14 protein-coding genes and 1 tRNA gene are annotated in these 24,283 nt (G+C 33.8%); 3 read left to right on the top strand and 12 right to left on the bottom strand.

Going from position 1 to position 24,283, the window contains the following annotated elements; translation table 11 throughout:
* Positions 1–4: 4 nt before the first annotated feature.
* From secA2 to NST35_RS01065, 11 genes are all read right to left on the bottom strand, one after another.
* Positions 5–2,395, bottom strand: coding sequence for an accessory Sec system translocase SecA2 (secA2, locus tag NST35_RS01115; RefSeq protein WP_002458349.1), 2,391 nt, complete (start codon positions 2,393–2,395; stop codon positions 5–7).
* Complete coding sequence (gene asp3, locus NST35_RS01110) at positions 2,388–2,960, bottom strand: accessory Sec system protein Asp3 (protein ID WP_002458350.1); 573 nt, start codon at positions 2,958–2,960, stop codon at positions 2,388–2,390. Before asp3 ends, secA2 begins: the two co-directional genes overlap by 8 nt.
* Positions 2,947–4,506: an accessory Sec system protein Asp2 gene (gene asp2, locus NST35_RS01105; protein WP_340747231.1), complete on the bottom strand. Its 1,560-nt coding sequence runs from the start codon at positions 4,504–4,506 to the stop codon at positions 2,947–2,949. The genes asp3 and asp2 overlap by 14 nt, the downstream gene beginning before the upstream one ends.
* Positions 4,496–6,052: an accessory Sec system protein Asp1 gene (gene asp1, locus NST35_RS01100; RefSeq protein ID WP_002458351.1), complete on the bottom strand. Its 1,557-nt coding sequence runs from the start codon at positions 6,050–6,052 to the stop codon at positions 4,496–4,498. Before asp1 ends, asp2 begins: the two co-directional genes overlap by 11 nt.
* Positions 6,053–6,069: 17 nt before the next feature.
* Positions 6,070–7,269 carry an accessory Sec system protein translocase subunit SecY2 gene (gene secY2 / locus NST35_RS01095; protein ID WP_002458352.1) on the bottom strand — a complete coding sequence of 400 codons (1,200 nt, stop codon included), beginning with the start codon at positions 7,267–7,269 and terminating at the stop codon, positions 6,070–6,072.
* A 142-nt stretch (positions 7,270–7,411) separates the two neighbouring features.
* A complete protein-coding gene (locus NST35_RS01090) occupies positions 7,412–13,246 on the bottom strand; it encodes a lectin-like domain-containing protein (RefSeq protein ID WP_340747230.1) in 5,835 nt (1,944 codons plus the stop codon).
* Between the two features lie 419 nt (positions 13,247–13,665).
* Positions 13,666–14,967 (bottom strand): hypothetical protein, encoded by a 1,302-nt coding sequence (locus tag NST35_RS01085; RefSeq protein WP_340747229.1) that lies wholly within the window; start codon positions 14,965–14,967, stop codon positions 13,666–13,668.
* A gap of 275 nt (positions 14,968–15,242) precedes the next feature.
* A complete protein-coding gene (gene phnE / locus NST35_RS01080) occupies positions 15,243–16,058 on the bottom strand; it encodes a phosphonate ABC transporter, permease protein PhnE (RefSeq protein ID WP_002476085.1) in 816 nt (271 codons plus the stop codon).
* Positions 16,055–16,807 (bottom strand): phosphonate ABC transporter, permease protein PhnE, encoded by a 753-nt coding sequence (phnE, locus tag NST35_RS01075; protein WP_162832815.1) that lies wholly within the window; start codon positions 16,805–16,807, stop codon positions 16,055–16,057. The genes phnE (NST35_RS01080) and phnE (NST35_RS01075) overlap by 4 nt, the downstream gene beginning before the upstream one ends.
* Before the next feature lie 49 nt (positions 16,808–16,856).
* Positions 16,857–17,630: a phosphonate ABC transporter ATP-binding protein gene (phnC, locus tag NST35_RS01070; protein ID WP_002458057.1), complete on the bottom strand. Its 774-nt coding sequence runs from the start codon at positions 17,628–17,630 to the stop codon at positions 16,857–16,859.
* Between the two features lie 113 nt (positions 17,631–17,743).
* A complete protein-coding gene (locus NST35_RS01065) occupies positions 17,744–18,700 on the bottom strand; it encodes a phosphate/phosphite/phosphonate ABC transporter substrate-binding protein (protein ID WP_002458058.1) in 957 nt (318 codons plus the stop codon).
* 234 nt (positions 18,701–18,934) lie between these two features.
* Here NST35_RS01065 and NST35_RS01060 point away from each other — a divergent pair, with 234 nt between their 5' ends.
* Both NST35_RS01060 and NST35_RS01055 read left to right on the top strand, forming a co-directional pair.
* On the top strand, positions 18,935–20,485 hold the full coding sequence (locus tag NST35_RS01060) for a Gldg family protein (RefSeq protein WP_002458059.1): 1,551 nt from the start codon (positions 18,935–18,937) through the stop codon (positions 20,483–20,485).
* Between the two features lie 96 nt (positions 20,486–20,581).
* Positions 20,582–22,117, top strand: coding sequence for a bifunctional metallophosphatase/5'-nucleotidase (locus tag NST35_RS01055; RefSeq protein ID WP_002458060.1), 1,536 nt, complete (start codon positions 20,582–20,584; stop codon positions 22,115–22,117).
* Between the two features lie 99 nt (positions 22,118–22,216).
* On the opposite strand, the gene NST35_RS01050 is transcribed toward NST35_RS01055, so the two are convergent.
* Positions 22,217–23,392: an MFS transporter gene (locus NST35_RS01050; RefSeq protein WP_002458061.1), complete on the bottom strand. Its 1,176-nt coding sequence runs from the start codon at positions 23,390–23,392 to the stop codon at positions 22,217–22,219.
* Between the two features lie 590 nt (positions 23,393–23,982).
* On the opposite strand from NST35_RS01050, the gene NST35_RS01045 reads away from it, so the two are divergent.
* A tRNA-Arg gene (locus NST35_RS01045) sits at positions 23,983–24,072 on the top strand.
* Positions 24,073–24,283: the final 211 nt, after the last annotated feature.

Below are 24,283 nucleotides of genomic sequence, written 5' to 3'. Positions count from 1 at the left end.
TTGTTTATGGGAAATGAATGACCATATCTCCGTCCTTATCAAAGGTTAGAATACTTAAACATAAATTTCTAACCATCTTCCTTTTTATATCTTCAGACATATATTCATACGTTTCAAGAGCCACTTTGTGATATTCAAAAATGACATTACGCTGTCCATTTTGTCGATTGTTTACACTGGCTTTAAGTTGTTGTAAGTTATCCACTTGCTCAATCCATTCGCTATCTATCGCTTTCAAAATTGATTTTTGAATGAAACGAAGTTTTAAATATGAATCCGTCGCAATTTCTAAACGATTGTTAAATTGTTGAGTAAATTGTTGTATTAAGAATTGTATGATTTCTTCATCATTTTGCATATTAATATTTGATATATCTTCATCAAAGATAAAACTTAAGTTTTCGTATATATAATTCACAAGTGCACGTTCCCTACTTAAGCCAAGATTTTTAACGTCTTTTGTAAACACATCTCGTGCAAGCTGTTCAAAATTAAAATCATCAAAATCGCTTGCTTCAAGTATGTGATTACGTTCAGCATAAATTTTATCTCGTTGAACACTAATACTTTTTTCGAATTCATTTGCCATTTCTCTATTTTTCATAGCAGTCTCTTCAGATACACGTTGCGCTTTATTAACAATTGACTTTACACGTTTTTGAAAGAGTGCACTACTTTCTAGTTTAGATGCATCCATCGTTTGGAGATTTTTATTTTCTGCCAAGTTAGAGTTACTCCAACGTTTTACTAAATCATCATCAAGTGATACAAAAATCTGTGAATATCCAGGATCTCCTTGGCGACCTGAGCGCCCTCTTAATTGACGGTCAACACGACTGTTATCCATATGTTCATTAATTATCACTGCTAAGCCACCGATATCATGAACCTCTTTTGATAACTTTATATCAGTTCCACGCCCTGCCATACTTGTAGCAACAGTAACTGCAGATAATTGTCCCGCCTCAGCAATCATTTGTGCCTCTTTAGCTACATTTTGAGCGATTAATAAATTGTTAGGTATATCACATTTAAATAACTCAGCCGAAAAATATTCTGCCGCTTCTGCAGTACGTGTAATTAGTAACACAGGTTGTTGAGATTCATGTATATCAATCACTGTCTTTAAAATTGCATCGTTCTTTTTGTCACCATTAGCAAATACTCTATCGGGTCTATCATCACGTTCAATCGGACTGTGCGTCGGAATCTCTATAACAACTTTTGAATATAAATCAAAGAACTCTTTTTCCCCTAATTTACCTGTTCCAGTCATACCTGAAAATTCATCAAATTGTTTAAATAAATTTTGGAATGTTATGGTTGCCATCACACTCATATCTTGAGAAATTTCAACATTTTCCAGAGCCTCTATAGCTTGATGTAAACCAGACTGAAGCTTTGTTCCAGGTAGCATACGACCAGTGATTCTATCTATAAGCACAATCTCACCATCAAAAATAAAATAGTCTAAATTATATTTGAATAAATACTTAGCTCTAAGCGATAAATGAATCATCCTCACTAAATCAAAATATTGCTGTTGGTATATATTATTCACTTTGAAATAATGGTTTGCTTTTTCCGAGCCCTCATCAGTGAGCCACACTTCTTTTTTATTAAAATTAACTATGAAGTCTTTATCTTTCTCAAGTGTTTCAACAAACGTTTTAACGATGTGAAATAAATTAGATTGTACACGTGGCGCACCAGAAATAACTAAAGGCGTTTGGGCAGCATCTAATATAATAGAATCGACTTCATCAATAATTGCAAAGTTTAATTTCGGTAAAAATTTGGCACGAATATCATCAGCTAAATTATCAATTAAATAATCAAACCCTAGTCGCCCATTAGTCGTGTAAACAATGTCATGGTGGTACAGTTCATATTTTTCATTTTCAGCGTATTCGTATTCTGGAATGTCCACAAATCCTAATGATACAGACAAGCCTAGCCATTCATATAGTGGTTTCATTTCTAAAAAATCGCGTTTTGCTAAGTAATCATTTGTTGTGATTAGATAAGCACCTTTACCTGTAAGTGCATTTAAGTACAGAGGCATGGTAGCTGTAAGCGTCTTACCTTCTCCTGTTTGCATTTCTGCAATATTCCCCTGATGCATAGCGATTGCTCCTAAAATCTGCACATCTTTTGGATACATACCTAAAACTCGCTTAGAAGCTTCTCTAACTGTTGCATAAGCTTGTGGCAGAATGTGATTGAGTGAAGATTTATTATCATTTAAATAAACTTTAAATTCTTTTGTCTTTGCTTGAAGTGCTTCATCACTATAATTTGAGAATTCCACACTCAACGCATTAATTTGATTTAATATTTTACGCAATTTTCTTAACCTAATATTATTAATAATTTGGTTGACACCTTTAGCCATTCATATCACTCCTGTGATAGTTTGATGTGTCTAGATGATGTGTCCTTATATTGGTTATTATTTGATTAATTACTTTAAGTTTTTTCTCAGGATCTATATATTTCGTTGTCTCGTAAGCTTGATTACTATCTTCTCTTAATTCTTGCACAATTATATTGCGAAAAGATAAATGATTCATGCCAGCATTAATAAGTTCTAAATCATATGAATATGCTTCTCTAGGATAGACAATATTTTCTTTTTTATTTTTTAAAATTTGGTGACTAAGAATTTCTTTATTCTTACGATAAAATTTCATTTTAAAATAAGCCGCACCCTTAGGTTCAACTTCAAAATTAAATTGAAATTGATATTGGTGGCCTTTTTTTAAAATAGGTAGCTTAGGGCTTACACGGTCTTCTGCAAAATCAGTTAACATATACCAACTGTGAATGATTGTACCGGATGGCATCAAAGGGTTCTCAAAATAGATATTATCTTGATTAAAACGTAACTTTGTACCATACATAAACGTTGATGAATTAACTAGTCGCCATTTGACTTCAAATTTCCTATCTTCTTGCATGTGTCACCCTCCCAAATCGCTCTTCCATGATTAAATGATAAAAATTAATAAACCAATGAGTAACAGTAGCAGAATCATCGTTATGTCTACCAGGAATTCTTTTACTTATCACACGTGCATGTTGTTTTGTAAGAACAGGCAATAAATCTTGAAATGCATATTTGTCATAATCATCATGCTCCATGTAAGCAATCGCAAATGTTGTCATTGACAAATCACTATGCTGAATTTGCTTCCAAAAATGATTATCTAACTGAACAACATCTTTGTTAGTTATGTCATTTTGATTCAATCGCAAAATATCAAGTGACGTTCCAAAATCGTTTGGACGAACGAGTTTCATATTATTAGCAATAGTACCGAGATTTATCAAAGGTTTTCCTACAATAACAGCCGCTGGATTTAATTTTGTAGCGTAATAAAGTGCGCCAAATGATCCCATTGATAATCCTGAAAGAATTAATTGGTTGTTCGCAAATCCCAAATAATCCAAAGCATTTTGGATGACCTTACGGATTGCCTGTTCATAATTCTCTGACCCTAGGTAAAAGGCACCACCTTCGATTCTAGGATCAGCTATTAAAATAAATGGAGCATTCATGCGTTTCATCATAAAGTACCCCTCAAAGCCCTCAGCCGTACGATACCCACTAAAATATACATTGAGTGGCGGTTTTAAATCTCCAGGATGAAAGTAATGTATAAATTCTTGCTTATTTTCATCACTATATCGTTTTCCGCCTAATATGAACTGCCCTAATTCCAAGCGTGACCAACGTTTATGAATAGCACCTATAAATAATGTTCCTTTACCTTTAGCTTTGATTGATACACTCACATATGTTTGATAAGGACGAGCAGGTAGTTCTATGGGAGCGTCTAAATCGTCTTGTTCATATATTAGCTTTTCTACTGGTTGATCAGTTGAATAAACAGGCGTCAATCTCAATGTATATTGGATTTTAGCATCACCTTCAACTTTAAATTCTGGCCATATTTGATTCACCTTATTGGCATCAGCGATGATATTTTGACTCCATGTAATGAGGGGTTGGTATGATTCCCCAAATCGTCCTGATACTTCAATAGATTCATTTCCATTAAATTGATAAGAACCATCAAAATGAATACTAACGCGACAATGAATAGGTTTTACTTTATCTCCATATTGCCCAGGAAATGTAACTGCTTCTAATTTTTGTTGTAATTGTTCTTCATTTTCATAAATGAGTGGTTTTATAAAATTATGTTGTATTGTCTTATCTTGTTGGTATTGATTATCCCAATAGTCATTGTCAATCACAGTATTATACGGTGTACTGACTAATGATAAAAGTTTCATTAATGAATCAGAATATTTTTCACGTACAAAAACAAAATCAAATTGTCCTTTTTCATCTAAAAGATGTGCTACAACTTCTTGATAACCGCTTTCAAAATTAAACAAACTAACATCAAAATAATCCCAATCTACGTTGTTTTTATGATTAAACATCGAACCTAAATCGTGTCCGCCTACTTGGAGTACTCTAAATTTACGAGCCACTTGAATCATCACCTTTAAATAACTGATCTATTTGATGAATAATATTAATAGAACTAAAATCATCCGATAATCTCATGGAATATGCATAAGAATAATTCCAATTTTTTAAACGTGTCAAAAAATAATCTAATGATTCTACAGTTTGCGATATGTCATCAATAATATATCCATTATGCATATGTTTAACATAATCTGTTCTCTTTTTATTAATTTGTGGTATACCCGCGCCAATACAACAGATTTGTAAGAAAAGTTTCGGCTCTAAAGATAAATCTACAACAACTCTTAATTTTGAAATAACGCTTACAAGATCTTCTTCAAACGGTACTGTTTCAATATCAATGATTGTTTCTTTTTTATTCTGTATCACGTCTTCAATTACATCACTTATTTCCTTTTTCTCTTGGTGATATAAATCATTGAGATGAGCAACTTCATCTATAAGATTTTCCGTAAGATTATCTCTACTCTTAGTTAAAATTTTCAACTTATAGCCATCTTTATGTTGAATATATTGAAATAAGGTGTTTACAATCTCTCGTATTTCAATCTCGTCCAAACCATCTATCCATAATCCAATATAAGTGTCATACAATTGACTACTTTGGTTAGGTAATGACTGCGCATCAAAAGGCGTTACCCTTAGAAGATTAAAATCATTCCTATTCAATCCTGCGTAGTGTTCAATCATATTTTGATTAGCTTGTGTATCAACGAGACAGTAAGATGCTCTCGAAATAGAGTCATATAAATCTTGTGTCACCACTTTATTTCGCTCAGTAAAAATAGAAAAACATAAAGACGTTGCATCAATAGTGCGAGCCATCATTGAATTATGACGTTCATCAGATGCCACTATAACAGAATCATCTTCATTCAATTCTCTTTCTACATATGATTGGAATTTCTCTTCTATCAACTCGACCATAGATGAATACGTAACCTTTTTAAATTTTGATTGAAAATTTTTATTAATCGTTACTGTATTAACATTTAAGTCTTCAACAAATATTTCTTCCCCATCTTTTGAAAAATAGTGTTTCTTATTATTATCACCATCAAGTGTATAAGTACGCACTGCCGATATAAATCCTCTGTCATCGAATACAAAGCGTCTTTGAATTGTGTCGAATTTGTAATCTTCCACCCACATCAAATATCCTTCCTGGCTAAAGTGAATTTTAGAAAACGTGTTATCACCTGTAATCGCTTGAATCTGAAAGGGAGTAAAAATAAATTCAGTACCTTCTGGCCATGAAAGATCACGATAATCAATAGCTTGAGGCGTTTGATGTCCAACGCCCTGTATCTCATCAAACACTGACCAATAATGACTTTCATACAAATCATATCGATGGAGGAATGTTCTAAGATATGGACTAAAACTTAAAACTATCAATTGATAATCCACATTATTCGAACTATGCATTGTCATTAAACTAATCATATCGTCAAAATCTGTATACTGTTTTTTTTGATAGAATGGTCTTGAGGTACTTTCCCACCATCTGTTATGGCTATACCAAGCTGGTATAAAGCGTTTCATATTCCAAAACCTCCTCCCTACCAATATTTATTTAAAATTTGCTTATAGCTGTCAAAGTATAAGTACGCTCTAATTGTTTCAGCGATATTAATTCCAATATAGACAAATACAATTATTTGAGTTGTAAAGTAAACTTCTTTAAGTAAGTGGGGCACAAGCAGCGCTGAATACATTGGTATAGCGAGTACAATCGCTACTACTATTGAACCGAACCAACAAATACGACGTGCTTTACTCCCTAGAAATTTTTCTGTCTGCTGTCCAGGTTGAATACCCTCGAAGTAATTCCCATTTTTAAGAAATTCCTTTGATTTACGTTTCGTATTAATTAATAATCTTGATAAAAAGTAACCCAAAATCATTTGTAACAGAATATATATAGTAATTCCAACTGGATTTGTAAAATTAAAGACTTGTGTTTCAAAATTATGATTCACGATAAAGCGTCCTATGAAATTAACGATATTATTCGTTAACATAAATAATGACAAACTCACCATGATAGAGATACTACCAGCAGGATTAAGTTTCCATGATAAATATGATGGTATATCTTTAGCAGAAATATTCATAATATCATTATATTCTATCCGATATTCTGTTAACTCAATGAAGAAGAGTATAAATAAGGTCAGCATTAATAAGACAATAATCATAGTAATTAAAGATGCGCTTGAATTTAATTTGGGAAAATGTGTATTAAATATAGATTTAACAAGACTCATTAAAACAATTGGCATAGGTCCCGAAATGCCATACGTTGTATTTTGATCTGCTAACCATACCATTAACAACGTCCCTGTAATTAAAACTAATAATAAAATAAGCATATTACTATCTTTAATCGCATGTTTATTAATATATGAATGAATAATGTAAAATCCTTGAGCGGCACTAATGATAAGTGTTAACGCTCGTTCTTTGAAATGTCGTTCCCTACGAGTTTGTGTTTTAACCTTATCATTACTTTTGTGGTTTATTAGTGTCAAAATAATCATCGAACTTAACCATGGCCCAAGTCCTAGTGAAAATATATTTAATGTATGTAAATCCCCACCTACATTAGTAATCGCTAACTTAAAAAAGGAGTCTTTATGTGTTCTTAAATTTTCATTACTTACGATTGAAATATTACTTCCTATAATATATATAACTAAAATTAAGCATGTAAAAAATATTCTTTTATATAAGATTTTATATTCGAATTTCTTAAACATTTTTTCACCCTAATTATTAAATAATTAATCACTTGAATCATATCTAAAGAGGCTAAGGATAATCTAAAGTTGGATTTAGTTGTCATGTACTTATCCAATCAATTAATGTTCCCTAGCCTCTTAATATGATTAAAACTATCTGTTATTTACTATCATCTTGATCATCATCGTCTTTTCTAGATTTTTTTGCTAAACCGAAGATAGCCAATACTATAGCTACTGCTACTATAAAACCGTTGCTTACAACTCCATCTTCTCCTTTAGTCGGTTGTTTAACGACTTTATCTTGTGCACGATTTTGATGAAGTAAATCGAGGTTGTTTGAGTGATTATCAGCTTGATTACTTTGTGTTTCATTGTGTTGTTCTGAATCAGTATAACCTCTTTGTTCTTGTAAATCATAATCTTTTCCAGTTTTATTAAGCATATTCGTATTTTTTGATTGAGTCACGATTGTATCTTCAGACGAGCTATCACCAATAAATTGACTTTCACTATTTATAGGAGATTGAGAAGTGAAAGTTTCAGATGTACTCATTGATGTGGACGTGCTTGCCGATTCACTTAATGACGTGCTTGTACTGTTTGAGTCAGTTGTGCTCGTTGATGTGGACGCACTGTCTGATGTCGACGTACTCGTTGAGTCTGAAACGCTTGTACTTGTTGAACCACTTAACGAGGTGCTGGCACTTGTTGATTCACTCTCTCTCGTTGACGTTGATGCACTGTCCGATGTGGATGTGCTTGTTGAATTTGAGATGCTTGTGCTTGTCGACTCACTCAATGATGTACTTGCACTTGTTGATTCACTCTCGCTCATTGATGTTGATGTACTCGTTGATCCTGAAAGACTCGTGCTTGTCGAGTTACTTAATGACGTACTTGCACTGTCTGACTCACTCTCACTCATTGATGTGGATGCACTGTCTGATGTTGATGTACTTATTGAGTCTGAAATGCTTGTACTTGTTGAGCCACTTAACGATGTGCTGGCACTTGTTGATTCACTCTCGCTCATTGATGTTGATGTACTGTCGGATGTTGATGTACTCGTTGATCCTGAAAGACTCGTGCTTGTCGAGTTACTTAATGACGTACTTGCACTATTGGAACCACTCTCTCTCGTTGACGTTGATGCACTGTCCGATGTTGATGTGCTTGTTGAATTTGAGATGCTTGTGCTTGTCGACTCACTCAATGATGTACTGGCACTGTTTGAGTCGCTCACACTCGTTGATGTGGATGCACTGTCCGATGTTGATGTGCTTGTTGAATCTGAAACGCTTGTACTTAATGATCCACTTAGCGATGTACTTGCACTGTTTGAGTCACTCTCACTCGTTGACGTTGATGCACTGTCGGATGTGGATGTGCTTGTTGAATCTGAGATGCTTGTACTTGTTGAGTCACTTATGCTCATTGATGTTGATGTACTGTCTGATGTAGATGCACTTATTGAGTCTGAAATACTTGTACTTGTTGAGTCACTTAACGATGTACTTGTACTGTTTGAGTCACTCGTGCTTGTCGATGTTGATGTACTGTCTAATGTTGACGTACTTGTTGAATCTGAAACGCTTGTGCTTGTCGACTCACTTAATGATGTACTTGCACTGTCTGACTCACTCACACTCGTTGATGTGGACGCACTGTCGGATGTCGACGTACTCGTTGAGTCTGAAAGACTCGTACTTAATGAACCACTTAACGATGTACTTGCACTTGTTGATTCACTCTCGCTTGTTGACGTTGATGCACTTTCTGACGTTGACGCACTCGTTGAGTCTGAAAGACTCGTACTTGTCGATTCACTTAATGACGTACTTGCGCTATTGGAGTCACTCACACTTGCTGACATTGATGCACTATCTGATGTTGACGTACTCGTTGAGTCCGAAAGACTTGTGCTTGTCGACTCACTTAATGACGTACTTGCGCTGTTTGAGTCACTTACGCTCGTTGATGTGGATACACTATCTGATGTTGACGTACTTGTTGAATCTGAAACGCTTGTGCTTGTCGACTCACTCAATGACGTACTTGAGCTTGTTGATTCACTCTCGCTTGTTGACGTTGATGCACTTTCTGACGTTGATGTACTCGTTGAGTCTGAAATGCTTGTACTTGTTGAGTCACTCTCACTCATTGATGTTGATGTACTGTCTGATGTGGACGTACTGTCTGACGTTGACGTACTCGCTGAGTCTGAAAGACTCGTACTTAATGAACCACTTAACGATGTACTTTCACTGTTTGAGTCACTTACGCTCGTTGATGTGGATGCACTTTCTGATGTCGATGTACTTGTTGAGTCTGAAAGACTTATGCTTGTTGAGCCACTTAGCGATGTGCTAGCACTGTTCGAGTCACTCTCGCTCGTTGATGTGGACGCACTTTCTGACGTTGACGCACTTGTTGAATCTGAAACGCTTGTGCTTATCGACTCACTCAATGACGTACTTGCGCTGTTTGAGTCACTTACGCTCGTTGATGTGGACGCACTATCTGACGTTGACGCACTCGTTGAGTCTGAAATGCTTGTACTTAATGAACCACTTAACGATGTACTTTCACTTGTTGATTCACTCTCGCTTGTTGACGTTGATGCACTGTCTGACGTCGACGTACTTGCTGATTCTGAAAGACTCGTACTTGTCGATTCACTTAATGACGTACTTGTACTTGTTGAGTCACTCTCACTCGCTGATGTGGATGCACTTTCTGACGTTGACGTGCTTGTTGAATCTGAAATGCTTGTGCTTAATGATCCACTTAGCGATGTGCTTGCACTGTTTGAGTCACTTACGCTCGCTGATGTGGACGCACTGTCTGACGTTGATGTGCTTGTTGAATCTGAAACGCTTGTGCTTAATGATTCACTTAACGATGTACTTGCACTGTCTGACTCACTCTCGCTTGTTGACGTTGACGCACTTTCTGATGTCGATGTACTTGTTGAGTCTGAAAGACTTGTGCTTGTTGAGCCACTTAGCGATGTGCTAGCACTGTTCGAGTCACTCTCACTTGCTGACATTGACGTACTTTCTGATGTCGATGTACTTGTTGAGTCACTTAATGACGTACTTGCACTTGTTGATTCACTCTCGCTTGTTGACGTTGATGCACTGTCTGACGTTGACGTACTCACTGATTCTGAAAGACTCGTACTTGTACTGTTTGAGTCACTTACACTCGTTGATGTGGATGCACTATCAGACATCGACGTGCTCGCTGATTCTGATAACTTCTTACTTGCACTTGCGGATTCACTTGCTTTTATTGATGCACTATCAGACGTCGACGCGCTCGCTGATTCTGATAACTTCTTGCTTGTACTTGCGGATTCGCTCGCTTTTATTGATGCACTATCAGACGTCGACGCGCTCGCTGATTCTGATAACTTCTTGCTTGTACTTGCGGATTCACTCGCTTGGATTGACGTACTATTCGACGTTGACGTACTTAACGACTCTGAGAGACTCTTACTTGTTGACTCTTTTGTTGATAATGATTGACTCGCTTTTACACTATCACTTAGCGATGTACTATTACTTATACTTGTTGAAACACTGTTTACTATGCTAGTGGAAGTAGAGTCACTTGCGCTATTTCTCGTTACTTCATAATTAATTTTAGTCGTAGTTTTATTTCCGCTCGCATCCGTTGACTCAATCGTAATTGTATTTGTTCCTATTTGAGTTGGAGTTCCAACAATTGAATTCGTTGATGCATCAAATTTAAGTCCTTGTGGCAATCCTGTTACTGTATGCGTTACCACTTTGCCACTATTATCTGTAGCAGTTATCGTAATTGGATTAATCGGCGTGAAAACTTCTGATGCTTGACTTGGAGTCACATTTACAACAGGGCTGATTGTATCTTGAATCGTTATTGTAAATTGCTTAGATGTTACGTTCCCAGTAGCATCAGTCGTATTAACTGTCACAGTTGTAGTTCCTACTTCACTTGGCGTGCCAGTAATTGTATTAGTCGTTTGATCAAAAGATAACCCTGAAGGTAGACCTGTCACAGTTGTAGTTAATACGTCTTTACTATTGTCAGTTGTAGTAATTGTAATTGGATTAATGGTCTTTCCAACTTCTCTAGTTTGACTATCAACACTAATTTGAGGACCTTGAACATCTTTAAATTTATAAATCACTGTTTGGCCTGAGTTAGTTAATTTAAGTGTAGGCGTACCTGACGTTTCTGTATAATTTGGTGCTTTTAAGGCATCTGTCTCCACATAACTGTAACCTAAATTTTTTAAATTGTTCAATTGTTTATCTATATTTACAGTCCCGTCAACTTCACCTGCAATAGTTTTAGGCGGGATAATATCCTTACCAGTATTTGCATCTACATAGCGTACTTTAGCAACAGCTGATTCTGTATACTCGAATGTTCCAAATTGAACTTGTTGTAAGTTTTTTGCGCCACCAGTTGAAGCAGTCATAGATAGAGAAAACGTCGTACCACCACTGTTTTTTATCCAATCTGTAAGGTTTTTCGACCAAGTCTGACCAGCATACGTCACTGTCATCACTTTTGTATCACCGTTATAGTCAATGACAAAATCTTGGAATGAATTATTATTAGGTTGTACATTTAATTTAGCCGCAGATGATGCCTCAGTGGTAGCCATACCACTTCCATCTGTACTTACGAATGCACCGAAGGCACCACCACCCTTAACAGTAGGTGGATCTGCTTTTGCTTTAGCCTCAGGTTTAGGAGTTGATGTATTATGATACGTATCCAATTTAAAACCAAAGGCATTATTCAAACCACCTATTCCAACGGCAGCCCCTTCTTTACCTATCTGTCCTAAAGGGCCTGGTGAAAATGCAAAGCCAATGCCATCTCCACCTGCTATACCATCAGGAGAATAACCTTCATATCTATTACCAAGGTTAACTTTACCTGTAAAACGGAAGCTACGGTTTGAATCTAATCGAGTGTTTAAAGATATGGCACCCTTTTGACTATATGCATCTGGCGTTAAGGTAGCAATACCTGTTTTTGGATCATACGTCGCTGATCCAGATAGATTCATATGTTCATTAAAGTTATCTTTGTTCACCACAACAGAATTAGATGTAAGATTTGAAGTTGTTGTCGTGGACGTTGTTGTCGGTGCTGCCATCGTATTCAAAACGGTAAATCTACTAAATGTTCTTAAATTCGCAAAGGAAGTAGGACTCGATTGATTCGAAGTAGATGTTGATGTCAGATTAGATATTTGATTTGTACTAGTACGTGCTTCACTAGTCGCTAATGAATCGGTTGCTTTTGTTTCGATTGACTGGGTTAAATTGGAGCTAATGCTCTTTTCTGAGGATGACGTGTTTGATTGTGTTGACTTAGAGGTTACATTCGAAGACTTATTTTGATCTTGTTGTGCAGTATTATCATTGTTAGTAGTTGTACTCTCTACATGGTCTGTGGAGGCATATGTATTTAACTTAGATGATTGACTTGATGTTTCACTACTTTGTTGACTAATTCCATCTTTTTCACTTGATTGCGCTGTATTTGTAACTTCTGAAGACATTTGCTTATTTGTACTATTAGATTGGTTTGATTCCAAACTTGCAGAATTGACTGTTTCTTTTAGTGAGTTCTTAATCGTAGTTGAATTTTGATTGGCTACTGTCTCACTATTGGATGAAATTTCAGAGGTGATTGGTGTTTCTGAGGCAGCTAATGCTTGATGATTATTCAACATATTAAATGTAAATGCTCCACCAACTAGGGCTGTTGTTTTCGCTGCGCCTTTTTTTATCTTATGACCTTTCGTCTTTTCAGTGGCATTTTCTTGTATTTCGTTTTTACTTAAAAATGGTAGCCCCATTGTTTTTAACAATTCTATTTCATTAATACTTGCTTTTACCCAGCTTTTTCCTGACTTGTACAGTTTTACCCGTGTTTTTTGTTGCTCAAGACTTTTTTTATAATCCTTTTCTTTCTTTGTCATAATATACTCCCCATCGTTTTCTTAGTTAATCATAGTCTTTTATACCGAAAATATTCATTTTTACAAGTATATAACTATGAACATGTAAAATGCAACTAATACTTCTTAGTTTTAATAAATTACTATACATATAAAGATATTAAACGATTGTGCAAAGAAAAGCTGTTGACAAAAGGGTTAATTTACTATTAAATAGCGTTATTTCCCTGTATTCCAACATATTATTATATTGAATTCAATTAAATTTTATCTATTTAGTTACTAATTATATATATAAATTCTAATCAAAATGAATATAATTTGAGAAAAACTTAAAATTCCGTTTGTATATTTATGTATGATAACGAATAAAAAACTAACTTTAAATAAAGTTAGTTTTAACATTAATGATTAATGAATTTCTTTAGACAAAATGTTATTTACCATTGTCCGTTGTTGTATTGATACATACCTTCTTTTAAATATATTCCCCAAAATATATAACACAATATGCCTAGCCCCATGGAATCAAATAAAATAATATGATTCATATTAACAAAGATAGTGATTAAAAATAATAAAATAGTTATACCCATTGGAAAAGTAACTAAAAGTACCATATGAAGCATGTATATCGTACATAAAGTAAGTCCTATTATTCCAGTAACGATAATCATACCGAAGATGATATTACTCGTTTCTACATTAAAGTATTGTATTTCTGAACTCGCTTTTATCATCGGTATACCAAAACCGCTTCCTAAAAAAGGATGCTCAGTTAGCGCATAATCAATAGCTTTAATATTCATATCACTCGGCATAAAGACTTCCTGGCTATTCTTCCCTTTTAAGATTAGTTTAATAAAAAGGTGATAAATGTATGGTTGATTGATTATAGCAATTGTCATTAGTATCATAGCACCAATTATGGGATGTTTAATTCTCTTTTTCATGTGAGATAACGGTAATAGAAGCATTAGACATAAAATAACAGATATAAAAATATGACGAGAATTTGATAAATAGAGCTCTATCATTCCAATATTTAACAATAATAAATTGAATACATCATAATCTTGTTGTTTGATTTTTGTTACCATATATAAAACTAGTCCCATAGCAAGAATAATTGCGAATGAATGTTCATCTTTGAAAACACTTCGAAGTGATTCCCCATCAATTAAATATGATTTTGGCGCTATAACTATAAGTAAAAAAGTAAAGACAATCATTAGCGTGATAAATTGATTAATCCAATTAATAAGATTTTTTATCTTTTTTATTAAACTAACATACATAACAATCAAAATTAGCGGTATAAAGAAGTTAAGCAATTTAAGAATAGATTCTATCGGATCGTTAGATACAACTAAACTCATTATGATATAAAGTAGCATAAGAATCATAGTAGATTTGATAAACCTTAATATCATTTCATTTCTTATCCAATTTTTTACATATTTAAATAGAAAAAATACCCCAATGACATAAGTCAAGATATATTTCATACTTACTATGTAATGCGTCATCTCTAGTGTGTCAAAGGGAGTATATATCTGCGATCTGAGCATATAGAGTATGATTAATTGAACGACACCTAGCGCCCCTCTTTTAAGAAGTAATAAAGATAAAGCGATAGATATCATTAATGTCCATTTATTAGGAATGCTAACCATAAAAATGGATAAGATAATCAACCATTCGATAAATTTACGTTGAGTGATGTTTAAAAATTGTTTCATGATATAAGCCTCAAGTTGTCTAATTCGTGATGTAAGTGTTTGATCAATTTTTAATTATGAACATGTTATTATATTTCTATTATAAATAATTACACACTATCAACAAAATATTTTTCTAAATAATTTTATTATATTTTAGAATTATAACATGAATACATTCCTACCGAAAATTAAAATGATGAATATGCCGTATGTCTTAAATTAAAATTTTTATTCCAATAAATGAAAACAATTAATGCTTTAGACAATGAACATATCCTTTCACCATAAATGCACTAAACGATACGTTTACGAACCGCGCCAGATATTAAATCAACTAAAGCAACCATCGCAATCAAACCAATTAGAATCATGCCCACTCGGTCCCAAGATCGTGTTTGTAAAGCAAAAATTAATGGTGTACCTATGCCACCTGCGCCGATTAATCCTAAAATGGAGGCTGAACGTAAATTCAATTCAAATCGATACAAAATAAGTGAAATAAACGATGGTAAAATTTGTGGTATTACAGCAAACATTAACGTCTTCATTTTATTTGCTCCACTCGCTTTTAAAGATTCTACAGCGCTAAAATCTAAACTTTCAATATCTTCAACAAAAAGTTTCCCTAACATACCGACTGAATGAATCCCCAGTGCAAGTACACCTGAAAACGAACCCGGTCCAACAGCTTTAATAAATATTAACGCCATTACAATTTCAGGAAACACACGTATAATGCTTAATATGAATTTACTTATACCCGTAACTGGTCGTAATTTCATCATATTTTTAGCGCCTAAAAATGCAAAAGGAATACATATAATTGATGCAATGAACGTGCCAATTACTGCAATAGCAAAAGTTTCCAGCAAACCTCTAAGTAAGTCTTCACCATCAGGTATATATATGTAACTTAAATCTGGATGAAATAATCCGTAAAAGATAGACTTTAATATTTCAATAGACTTACTTTTAAGTTCAAGGCCTGGAATCCCTGCAAACGCCCATATAATTATAGCTGCAACAACAATGACTATAATCCAATTTTTAATTATTCGTTGACGATGTTTTTTTGATTTTAATTCATATTTACTATCCAACGTATTCATGCTAATCTTTCCCTCACTTTCGAACTCACATAGTCAATAATAACTACAATGATTAGAGTGAACAGGATAATCATTGCTGTCTTCTTATATTGAAATAATCCTAACGTTTGATCGTAGAACAACCCAATACCACCTGCGCCAACAAGACCTAAAACTGCTGATGCCCGAATGTTAATTTCAAAAGCAAATAGCACATATGACATAAATGATGAAAGTGCTTGAGGAACAACGCCAAATGCAATCCATTTCACTTTATTAGCTCCTACAGCTGTCATAGCTTCCATAGGTCCTGGATCAATTGTTTCTAATGATTCATATAATAATTTACCAATGATACATATTGTTAGAACAAAAAGTGCTAATACACCCGGAATTTGTCCAATACCAAATATGGCTACAAATACGGCAGCTAATAATAAATCAGGTATTGTGCGTACAATATTAAGAACAAAACGTGATGGTATCGCAATCCATTTAGTTTGAACAATATTACTCGCACATAGTAGCGCTATTGGAATGGAGACAATACTTCCTAGAAAAGTACCGACAATTGCCATACGAATCGTGTCTAGCATTGGTTGTGTAATATGATCTAGATAACCCCAATCTGGTGGTATCATTTGTTTGAAGAATACGCCAATTTGTGGAAGACCTATCATTAAATCTCCAATGCTAAATCCAGTATAAATAAAACTCCAAATAATCAAACCCGTGATTAAAATAATTGAAAAGCTAGTTTTAAGAGACATCCTTTTATTTAAATAGCGATTATATTTATGCGTTGTTGGTGTCGTCACTTTATTCCACCCCTAATTTTTCATCGTCCTTAATAGAGCGACCGTATATATGATTAAATACTTCATCATTTGCCTCAGACGCGGGACCATCATAAACGAGCTCTCCCGCTCTTAAACCAATTATTCTCGAGCCGTATTCCTTTGCCAAATCTACAAAGTGTAAATTAATCAAAATAGTAATACCTAGTTCTTCATTGATTTTCTTTAAGTCATCCATCACTTGTTTTGTAGTTAATGGATCTAATGAAGCAACTGGTTCGTCTGCTAATATGATGGTTGGTTCCTGACATAACGCTCTAGCTATTGATATACGTTGTTGTTGGCCACCTGACAACTGGTCAGAGCGTTGGTCATATTTATCTAAAATGTTGACACGTTCTAAAGCATCCATTGCCTTGACTTTATCTTCCTTAGGAAAAAGACCAAGTATCATTTTCCAAGTAGGATGGTATCCTACCCTACCACTCAAAACATTTCTAAGCACTGTTGAACGCTTAACTAAGTTAAAATGTTGAAAAATCATCCCTATACTTCGACGCATTTCTAATAATTTTTTACCGCGTGCTTTAGTTATTGATTGACCTTCGATAGTAATTTCACCTTTGGAAATATCATGTAGCCGATTAACCGATCGTAGTAATGTTGATTTACCTGCTCCAGACAATCCAACAATAACTGCAAAATCACCTTTTTCTATATTTAAGTTAATGTCTTTTAATCCCACATGGCCATTTGGATACACTTTACTAACATCCTTAAATTCGATTTGACTCATCAACAAACACCCTTCTTTTATAAAGAAAAGCTATGAGACTCAAACGGCAAGAGGTCTACAAACCTTCACGTTTAATCCCTTAGCTTTTCTTTTTATAATTCATTCAATTTATTTTATTTCATATCATGAACAGCTTTTTCATATTGTCTAACGATATCAAAGTCTGAATCTTTAGTATCAACATAACCTTCATGAGAGTATACCTCGCTAATGATTTTATGACCTTTTTTAGTTTTAGAAATTTCTTTAAAAGCTTTTTTCAATTTATCTTGGAATTTTTTATCCATATCAGGACGTACTGAAATCGTATCATTAGGAATAGGTTTAGTGAGTTTTAATATTTTAGTATCTTTAAATACATTTGGTTGATCTTTTTTTACAACTGTACGTGCATCATTAAATACAGCTGCTGCATCCACATCTCCATTTAACAATGAAATAACTGCTTGGTCGTGTCCTTTAACATTGACTATCTTCATATCTTTTGTTGCATCAATACCAGCTTCTTTTTTTAATGTTACTAGAGGGAATGTATATCCTGCTGTAGAAGTTACATCTTGTAATGCTATTTTTTTACCTTTTAAATCTTTGAGACTATTAATACCAGAGTCCTTTTTAACAAGGATTTCTGATTTATAATCATCAACTAACTTTTTACTTGGAGATCCATCTTCATTAACGTCGTAACGTTCTGCCTTTAATAATAAATCCGCTGCCTTTTGATCGTGTGCTAAAGTATATGCAGTTGGTGGCAAGAAACCAACATCCACTTTCTTAGATTTCATCGCTTCAACTATCGTGTTGTAGTTTGTTGAAACTGATACTTTAACCGGAATCCCTAATTTATCTGACAACAATTTTTCTAACGGTTTTGCCTTAGCTTCGAGTGTATCAGCATTTTGAGATGGTACAAATTGTACTGTTAATTCTTTAGGTGTATAACTACCTGATTTTGAATCTGATCCGCTATCAGAACTTTTATTATTATTCAAAGAACTTGAATTCCCACAGGCTGCTGCAAAAATAACCACCGATAAAACAAGCACCACTAAAAACTTAAGATTTTTCATTCTACTTACTGTCCCCTTCACATCAATATTGGTGTAATATGTATATTTTTGAAACTATATTTATAGATTAGCATATCTTATAAGTGATGGGTATTTAATTTTAATTAAAATTATAAATTTTTTATAATAAATCGTAAGAAATTGTAAAAAATATGTTAAGCAAGCACAATACGCTATACTTTTATACTATACTTTTTAAAAATTCCATCTTTTATATAAGGAGTAATCATAGAGATGAAAATATTTAAAACTTTAAGTTCTATACTAGTTACATCTGTTCTTTCTGTGACTGTGATTCCATCAACATTTGCATCAACAGAATCTACTGCTACAAATCAGACACAACAAACAGTACTTTTTGATAATTCTCACGCTCAAACTGCGGGCGCTGCCGATTGGGTGATTGATGGCGCTTTCTCAGATTATGCAGATTCAATGAGAAAGCAAGGTTACCAAGTTAAAGAACTAGAAGGAAAATCAAACATTTCTGATCAATCTTTACAGCAGGCGCATGTATTAGTTATTCCCGAAGCTAACAATCCATTTAAAGAAAATGAGCAGAAAGCAATCATTAATTTTGTTAAAAATGGTGGTAGCGTCATTTTCATCTCAGACCACTATAATGCCGATCGTAATTTAAACCGTATTGATTCTTCAGAATCAATGAATGGTTATCGACGTGGCGCATACCAAAATATGACTAAAGATATGAATAATGAAGAAAAAAATTCTAACGTTATGCATAACGTTAAGAGTTCTGATTGGCTCTCACAAAACTTCGGTGTTCGTTTTAGATATAATGCACTTGGAGATATCAATACTCAAAATATCGTTTCAAGCAAAGATAGTTTTGGTATTACTAAAGGTGTACACTCAGTTTCAATGCACTCAGGTTCAACATTAGCAATAACTAATCCTAATAAAGCTAAAGGCATTATTTATATGCCCGAACATTTAACACATAGTCAAAAATGGTCTCACGCAGTTGATCAAGGTATTTACAATGGTGGTGGCATCAACGAAGGACCTTATGTAGCCATTTCAAAAATTGGTAAAGGAAAAGCTGCATTTATTGGTGATAGCTCTCTCGTAGAAGATCGTTCACCTAAATATCTTCGTGAAGATAATGGGAAACCTAAAAAAACGTACGATGGTTTTAAAGAACAAGATAATGGAAAGTTATTAAATAATTTAACAACATGGCTAGGCAAAAAAGAATCTCAATCTTCTATGAAAGACATGGGTATTAAACTTGATCATAAAACACCGTTACTTAACTTTGAGCAACCTGAGAATTCAATTGAACCTCAAAAAGAACCGTGGACTAACCCAATAGAAGACTACAAATGGTATGATCGTTCAACATTTAAAAAAGGGAGTTATGGAAGTGATCAACGGGGGGTAGACGATAGAGTAGATGACAAAAGCTCTTCTTATCAAAAACAAAATGGCAAAGTTGAATTAACTTTACCTCAAAATATCCAACCGCATCATCCATTTCAATTTACAATCAAACTCACGGGATATGAGCCTAATAGCACAATTAACGATGTAAGAGTTGGACTTTATAAAGATGGAGGTAAGCAAATCGGTAGCTTTTCTTCTAACCGTAACCAATTCAATACTCCCGGCTATAGTCCTAGCCAATCAATTAAAACAAATGGAGCGGGTGAAGCCTCAATCACACTCACAGCTAGAGTGACAGATGAAATTAAAGATGCTAATATTCGTGTTAAACAAGGGAAAAAAATTCTATTAACTCAAAAAATGAATGAAAATTTTTAACACCGATAATAACTTAGTGTTGAAAAGTGAGACATTGTTTTTAATTTATATATCACAGAACTATGTCTCTTCCCCGTACTTGAGGAGGTTAATTCAATGTCTCAAATTGCTTTCTATATCCTTAGTGATGTCCACGGTTTTATATTCCCAACAGATTTTTCATCAAGAGGAAAAGATTTACCCATGGGGTTGTTAAAAGCCAATCATCTTATCGAGCAAGACTGCGTGCACTATGACGACAGTGTAAAGATTGATAATGGAGACTTCTTACAAGGTTCTCCATTATGTAACTACTTAGTATCTAAATTAAAGAGTAGTCTCCCATTAACATCAATATATAATCGTTTAGGGTTTGATTTTGGAACTGTTGGCAATCATGAATTTAATTATGATTTACCTTATCTAAAACAGGCCATCAATCAACTTCATTACCCAGTTTTGTGTGCAAATATAATTGAAAATACACAGCCATTCACTGGCCAAGGTATTCATTATTTTAAAGTAAATGGTTTAACTATAGGAACTATTGGTTTAACCACTCAGTATATCCCTCATTGGGAACAACCTGAATACATTAAGACACTCACTTTTAACAGTGCTGTCCAAACATTAAAATCTGAGTTACCTACACTTAGGGAAAAGAGTGATATTGTAGTAGTAAGTTATCATGGTGGCTTTGAACGTGATTTAGATAGTGGCATCCCGACTGAGGCGCTTACTGGGGAAAACGAAGGGTATGATATTCTAAGTCAGTTTAGCGATAATATCGATGTGTTGATAACCGGCCATCAACATCGTGATATTGCGACAATCAAGAACCAAACAGCCATCATTCAACCAGGTTCAAAAGGTACAAAAGTTGGAAAAATAGTTATTGAATATACGCATGATAAAAAAGTATTAATTAAAGAATGTAACTTAATGAATGTTCATAACAATACCTCCTTTAAGCCGAATGACGAAGATATCGTTTTACGTAATCAATTAGAAGATTGGCTTGATACTCAAATCGCAGAACTCCCCTACGCTATGAGAATAAACAATTCATTTGAGGCAAGAAAATCACCGCATGCATTTGTTAACCTTCTTAATTATATTTTACTAGAAAAAAGTGGTGCAGATATTGCATGTACAGCACTATTTGATTCCGCAAATGGCTTTGATGAGAAAGTAACCATGCGTGATATCATCAATAATTATCCTTTTCCTAATACTTTTAAAGTGATAGAACTTAGTGGAAAAGATATTAAACTTGCAATTGAACGAAGCGCAAGTTATTTTGACATTGTTAACCATAAAATCACAGTTAATAGAGAGTTTCTAGAACCTAAACCTCAGCATTTCAACTATGACATATTTGCAGGTATCCAATATACAATTCATGTTGGTCATCCTTACGGTGAACGTGTTAGTGATTTGCAAATTAATGATGCACCACTACAAAGTGATCAAATATATACAATATGCGTAAATAATTATAGAGCTGTTGGTGGTGGGAATTATGATATGTATGTTAACAAACCTGTGATAAAAGATATTCAAATCGAAGGTGCTCAATTGTTAATAGATTACTTATCTCACAATGATTTATCTCAAATCCCACAAGTGATCGATTTCAATGTTGTTAAGTAATCCCTCTTTCTATTAAAGTATCATTGCTGAAAAGTTTGATTGTATAAAGAAAAATCCTTATAGAAGTGTCGCCACACTTCTATAAGGATTTTTTAATAATCATGAATATTCATTAAATGTGACATGTTTCTTTTCATAAAGTTGATTAACAAGATTAAGAAGCATACCCAACACTATAATCCCACCAGATATCATAGTAATTTGAATGTAAGGTAATCCTACTGATAATAATATAGATCCAATAATTGCACCAAGAAAATTAGCAACATTGAAAATAGAAGCTGCTAACGTGCTTGCAAGAAGTGGTGCTTCTTTTGCACTTAAGATAATTTTGCTATTAAGTAACGGTGTTGTACCAAATGTACCAAAACCGAATAAGAAGCAAATGATTAATGCTAATATTGAATTTTGAATAACAGTAACAAATAGTACGATTGTTAAAAATAGTAAAAGAAATGTAAGGTATAAATTTTTTGTTAATTTATTTTCCGGTACATTACCAGTAATTAAATTCCCTATTACACCGCCTAAACCAAACATAAATAAACAAACAGTTAAACCTACAATTTTAAATGGAGAAAAATCTCGTATCATTGGCTCCATAAATGTATAAGTAGTAAACACACCAGAGTAACCAAACACAATAATGGCAATCACAATTAAAATGTGTGGATTCTTAAACACTGTTAATTCTTTGCTAATATTTGCTTCTGCACTTAAAGAAACGTTGGGAACAAATTTAATCATTCCTAACATAGTAATGATTGCCAACACAATCATGAATCCAAAAACAACTCTCCAATTTGCAAAGCCACCTAAAAATGATCCGAATGGTACACCTAACATTACAGCAATAGTTAAACCTGCCTGAACAAGTGCAATGGCCTGTGTTTTTTTAGCAGGAGGTGCGACTGTCGCAGCAACACTCATACACACACCGAAGAATGGCGCATGCATTGCCGCAGACATGAGTCTTGATAATAACAATACATTAAAATTCGGTGCAAGCATCCCCACTATATTACTTATTATAAAAATCGCAACTAATATTGGTAACAGACGATGGGCGTGAACTTTCAATGTAATGATTCGCATTAAAGGACCTATCAATGCAACACTAATAGCATAAACACTAATTAATAAGCCAGCACTCGAAACAGAAACCTTCATATCGTCAGCGATTTGTGTAAGTAAGCCTGTCACTACATATTCAGCCATTCCTACTGTAAATGTTCCTATCATAAATATAATGAACAACATTTTATTATATTTCATGAGCATTTCCTCCCTTTTCGTAATATCAAAAAATCAATATGAGTGGTATATTATAAAAAATTCGTCTCAATGTGAAGAGTATGTTTTCAAATTTTCATCTTCCTCAAATATTAATCTCATAAGTTTTCATATTGTTTTCATGTAATAATATTAAGACAATTTATGATGACTTGATATAAAGCATACGTTTAAATACGTCTGATTGAATTGATTTAATTTTGATAAATAAAATTGAATATTCATGAAATAATGTCGATTTTTTGACGAACCCTCTTATAATACGTTTTCTTTTTCCTGTTTGATCATAATTAAATGATTTTTTAAATAACTCGACAGTAAATATCTTTAAATTCATTTTAATATTTGAAGGTGATTGGGTGATCTGAAATTAAAACAGTTACCTAAAAATTAATTGTAGTATGGACAATGTAGTAGTATGTGATTAATGTCGATTGAATGATAATCACAGTCCGAATTGTATATATATTTTAAGTAGCTTAATGAAGACGATTTACATGTTTATAATGAAAAACTAATTGCTACTTTACAAAACCTTCTATATATTATATGATACTAATTGTTGAAATTTTGGAGGGATACTCAAGTCTGGTTTAAGAGGCTAATCATTCCTGATTAGTAGGAGCTTTTTGCTCGCGTTGGTTCAAATCCTTCTCCCTCCGCTATATATAAAAGAGCCTGAGGCATTTATTTGTCTCAGGCTCTTTTGCATATTGGCTATGATGATTAAATTGAACATCATAAATATCCCTTATTCAAGCTACGATATATGTAAACACTTGAATAAGGGATTTTTTTCTTACTATAATTTTACATTATGAAAATAAATTTTTTAATACTCTGTATAAAGAGCCTAATAATTGAAAGAAATCA

Source organism: Staphylococcus sp. FSL W8-0304, assembly GCF_038006565.1.
Taxonomy (GTDB): Bacteria; Bacillota; Bacilli; order Staphylococcales; family Staphylococcaceae; genus Staphylococcus; species Staphylococcus epidermidis.
The sequence above is the reverse complement of the archived record's forward strand: the minus strand, read 5'-3'. Positions and strand labels throughout refer to the sequence as shown.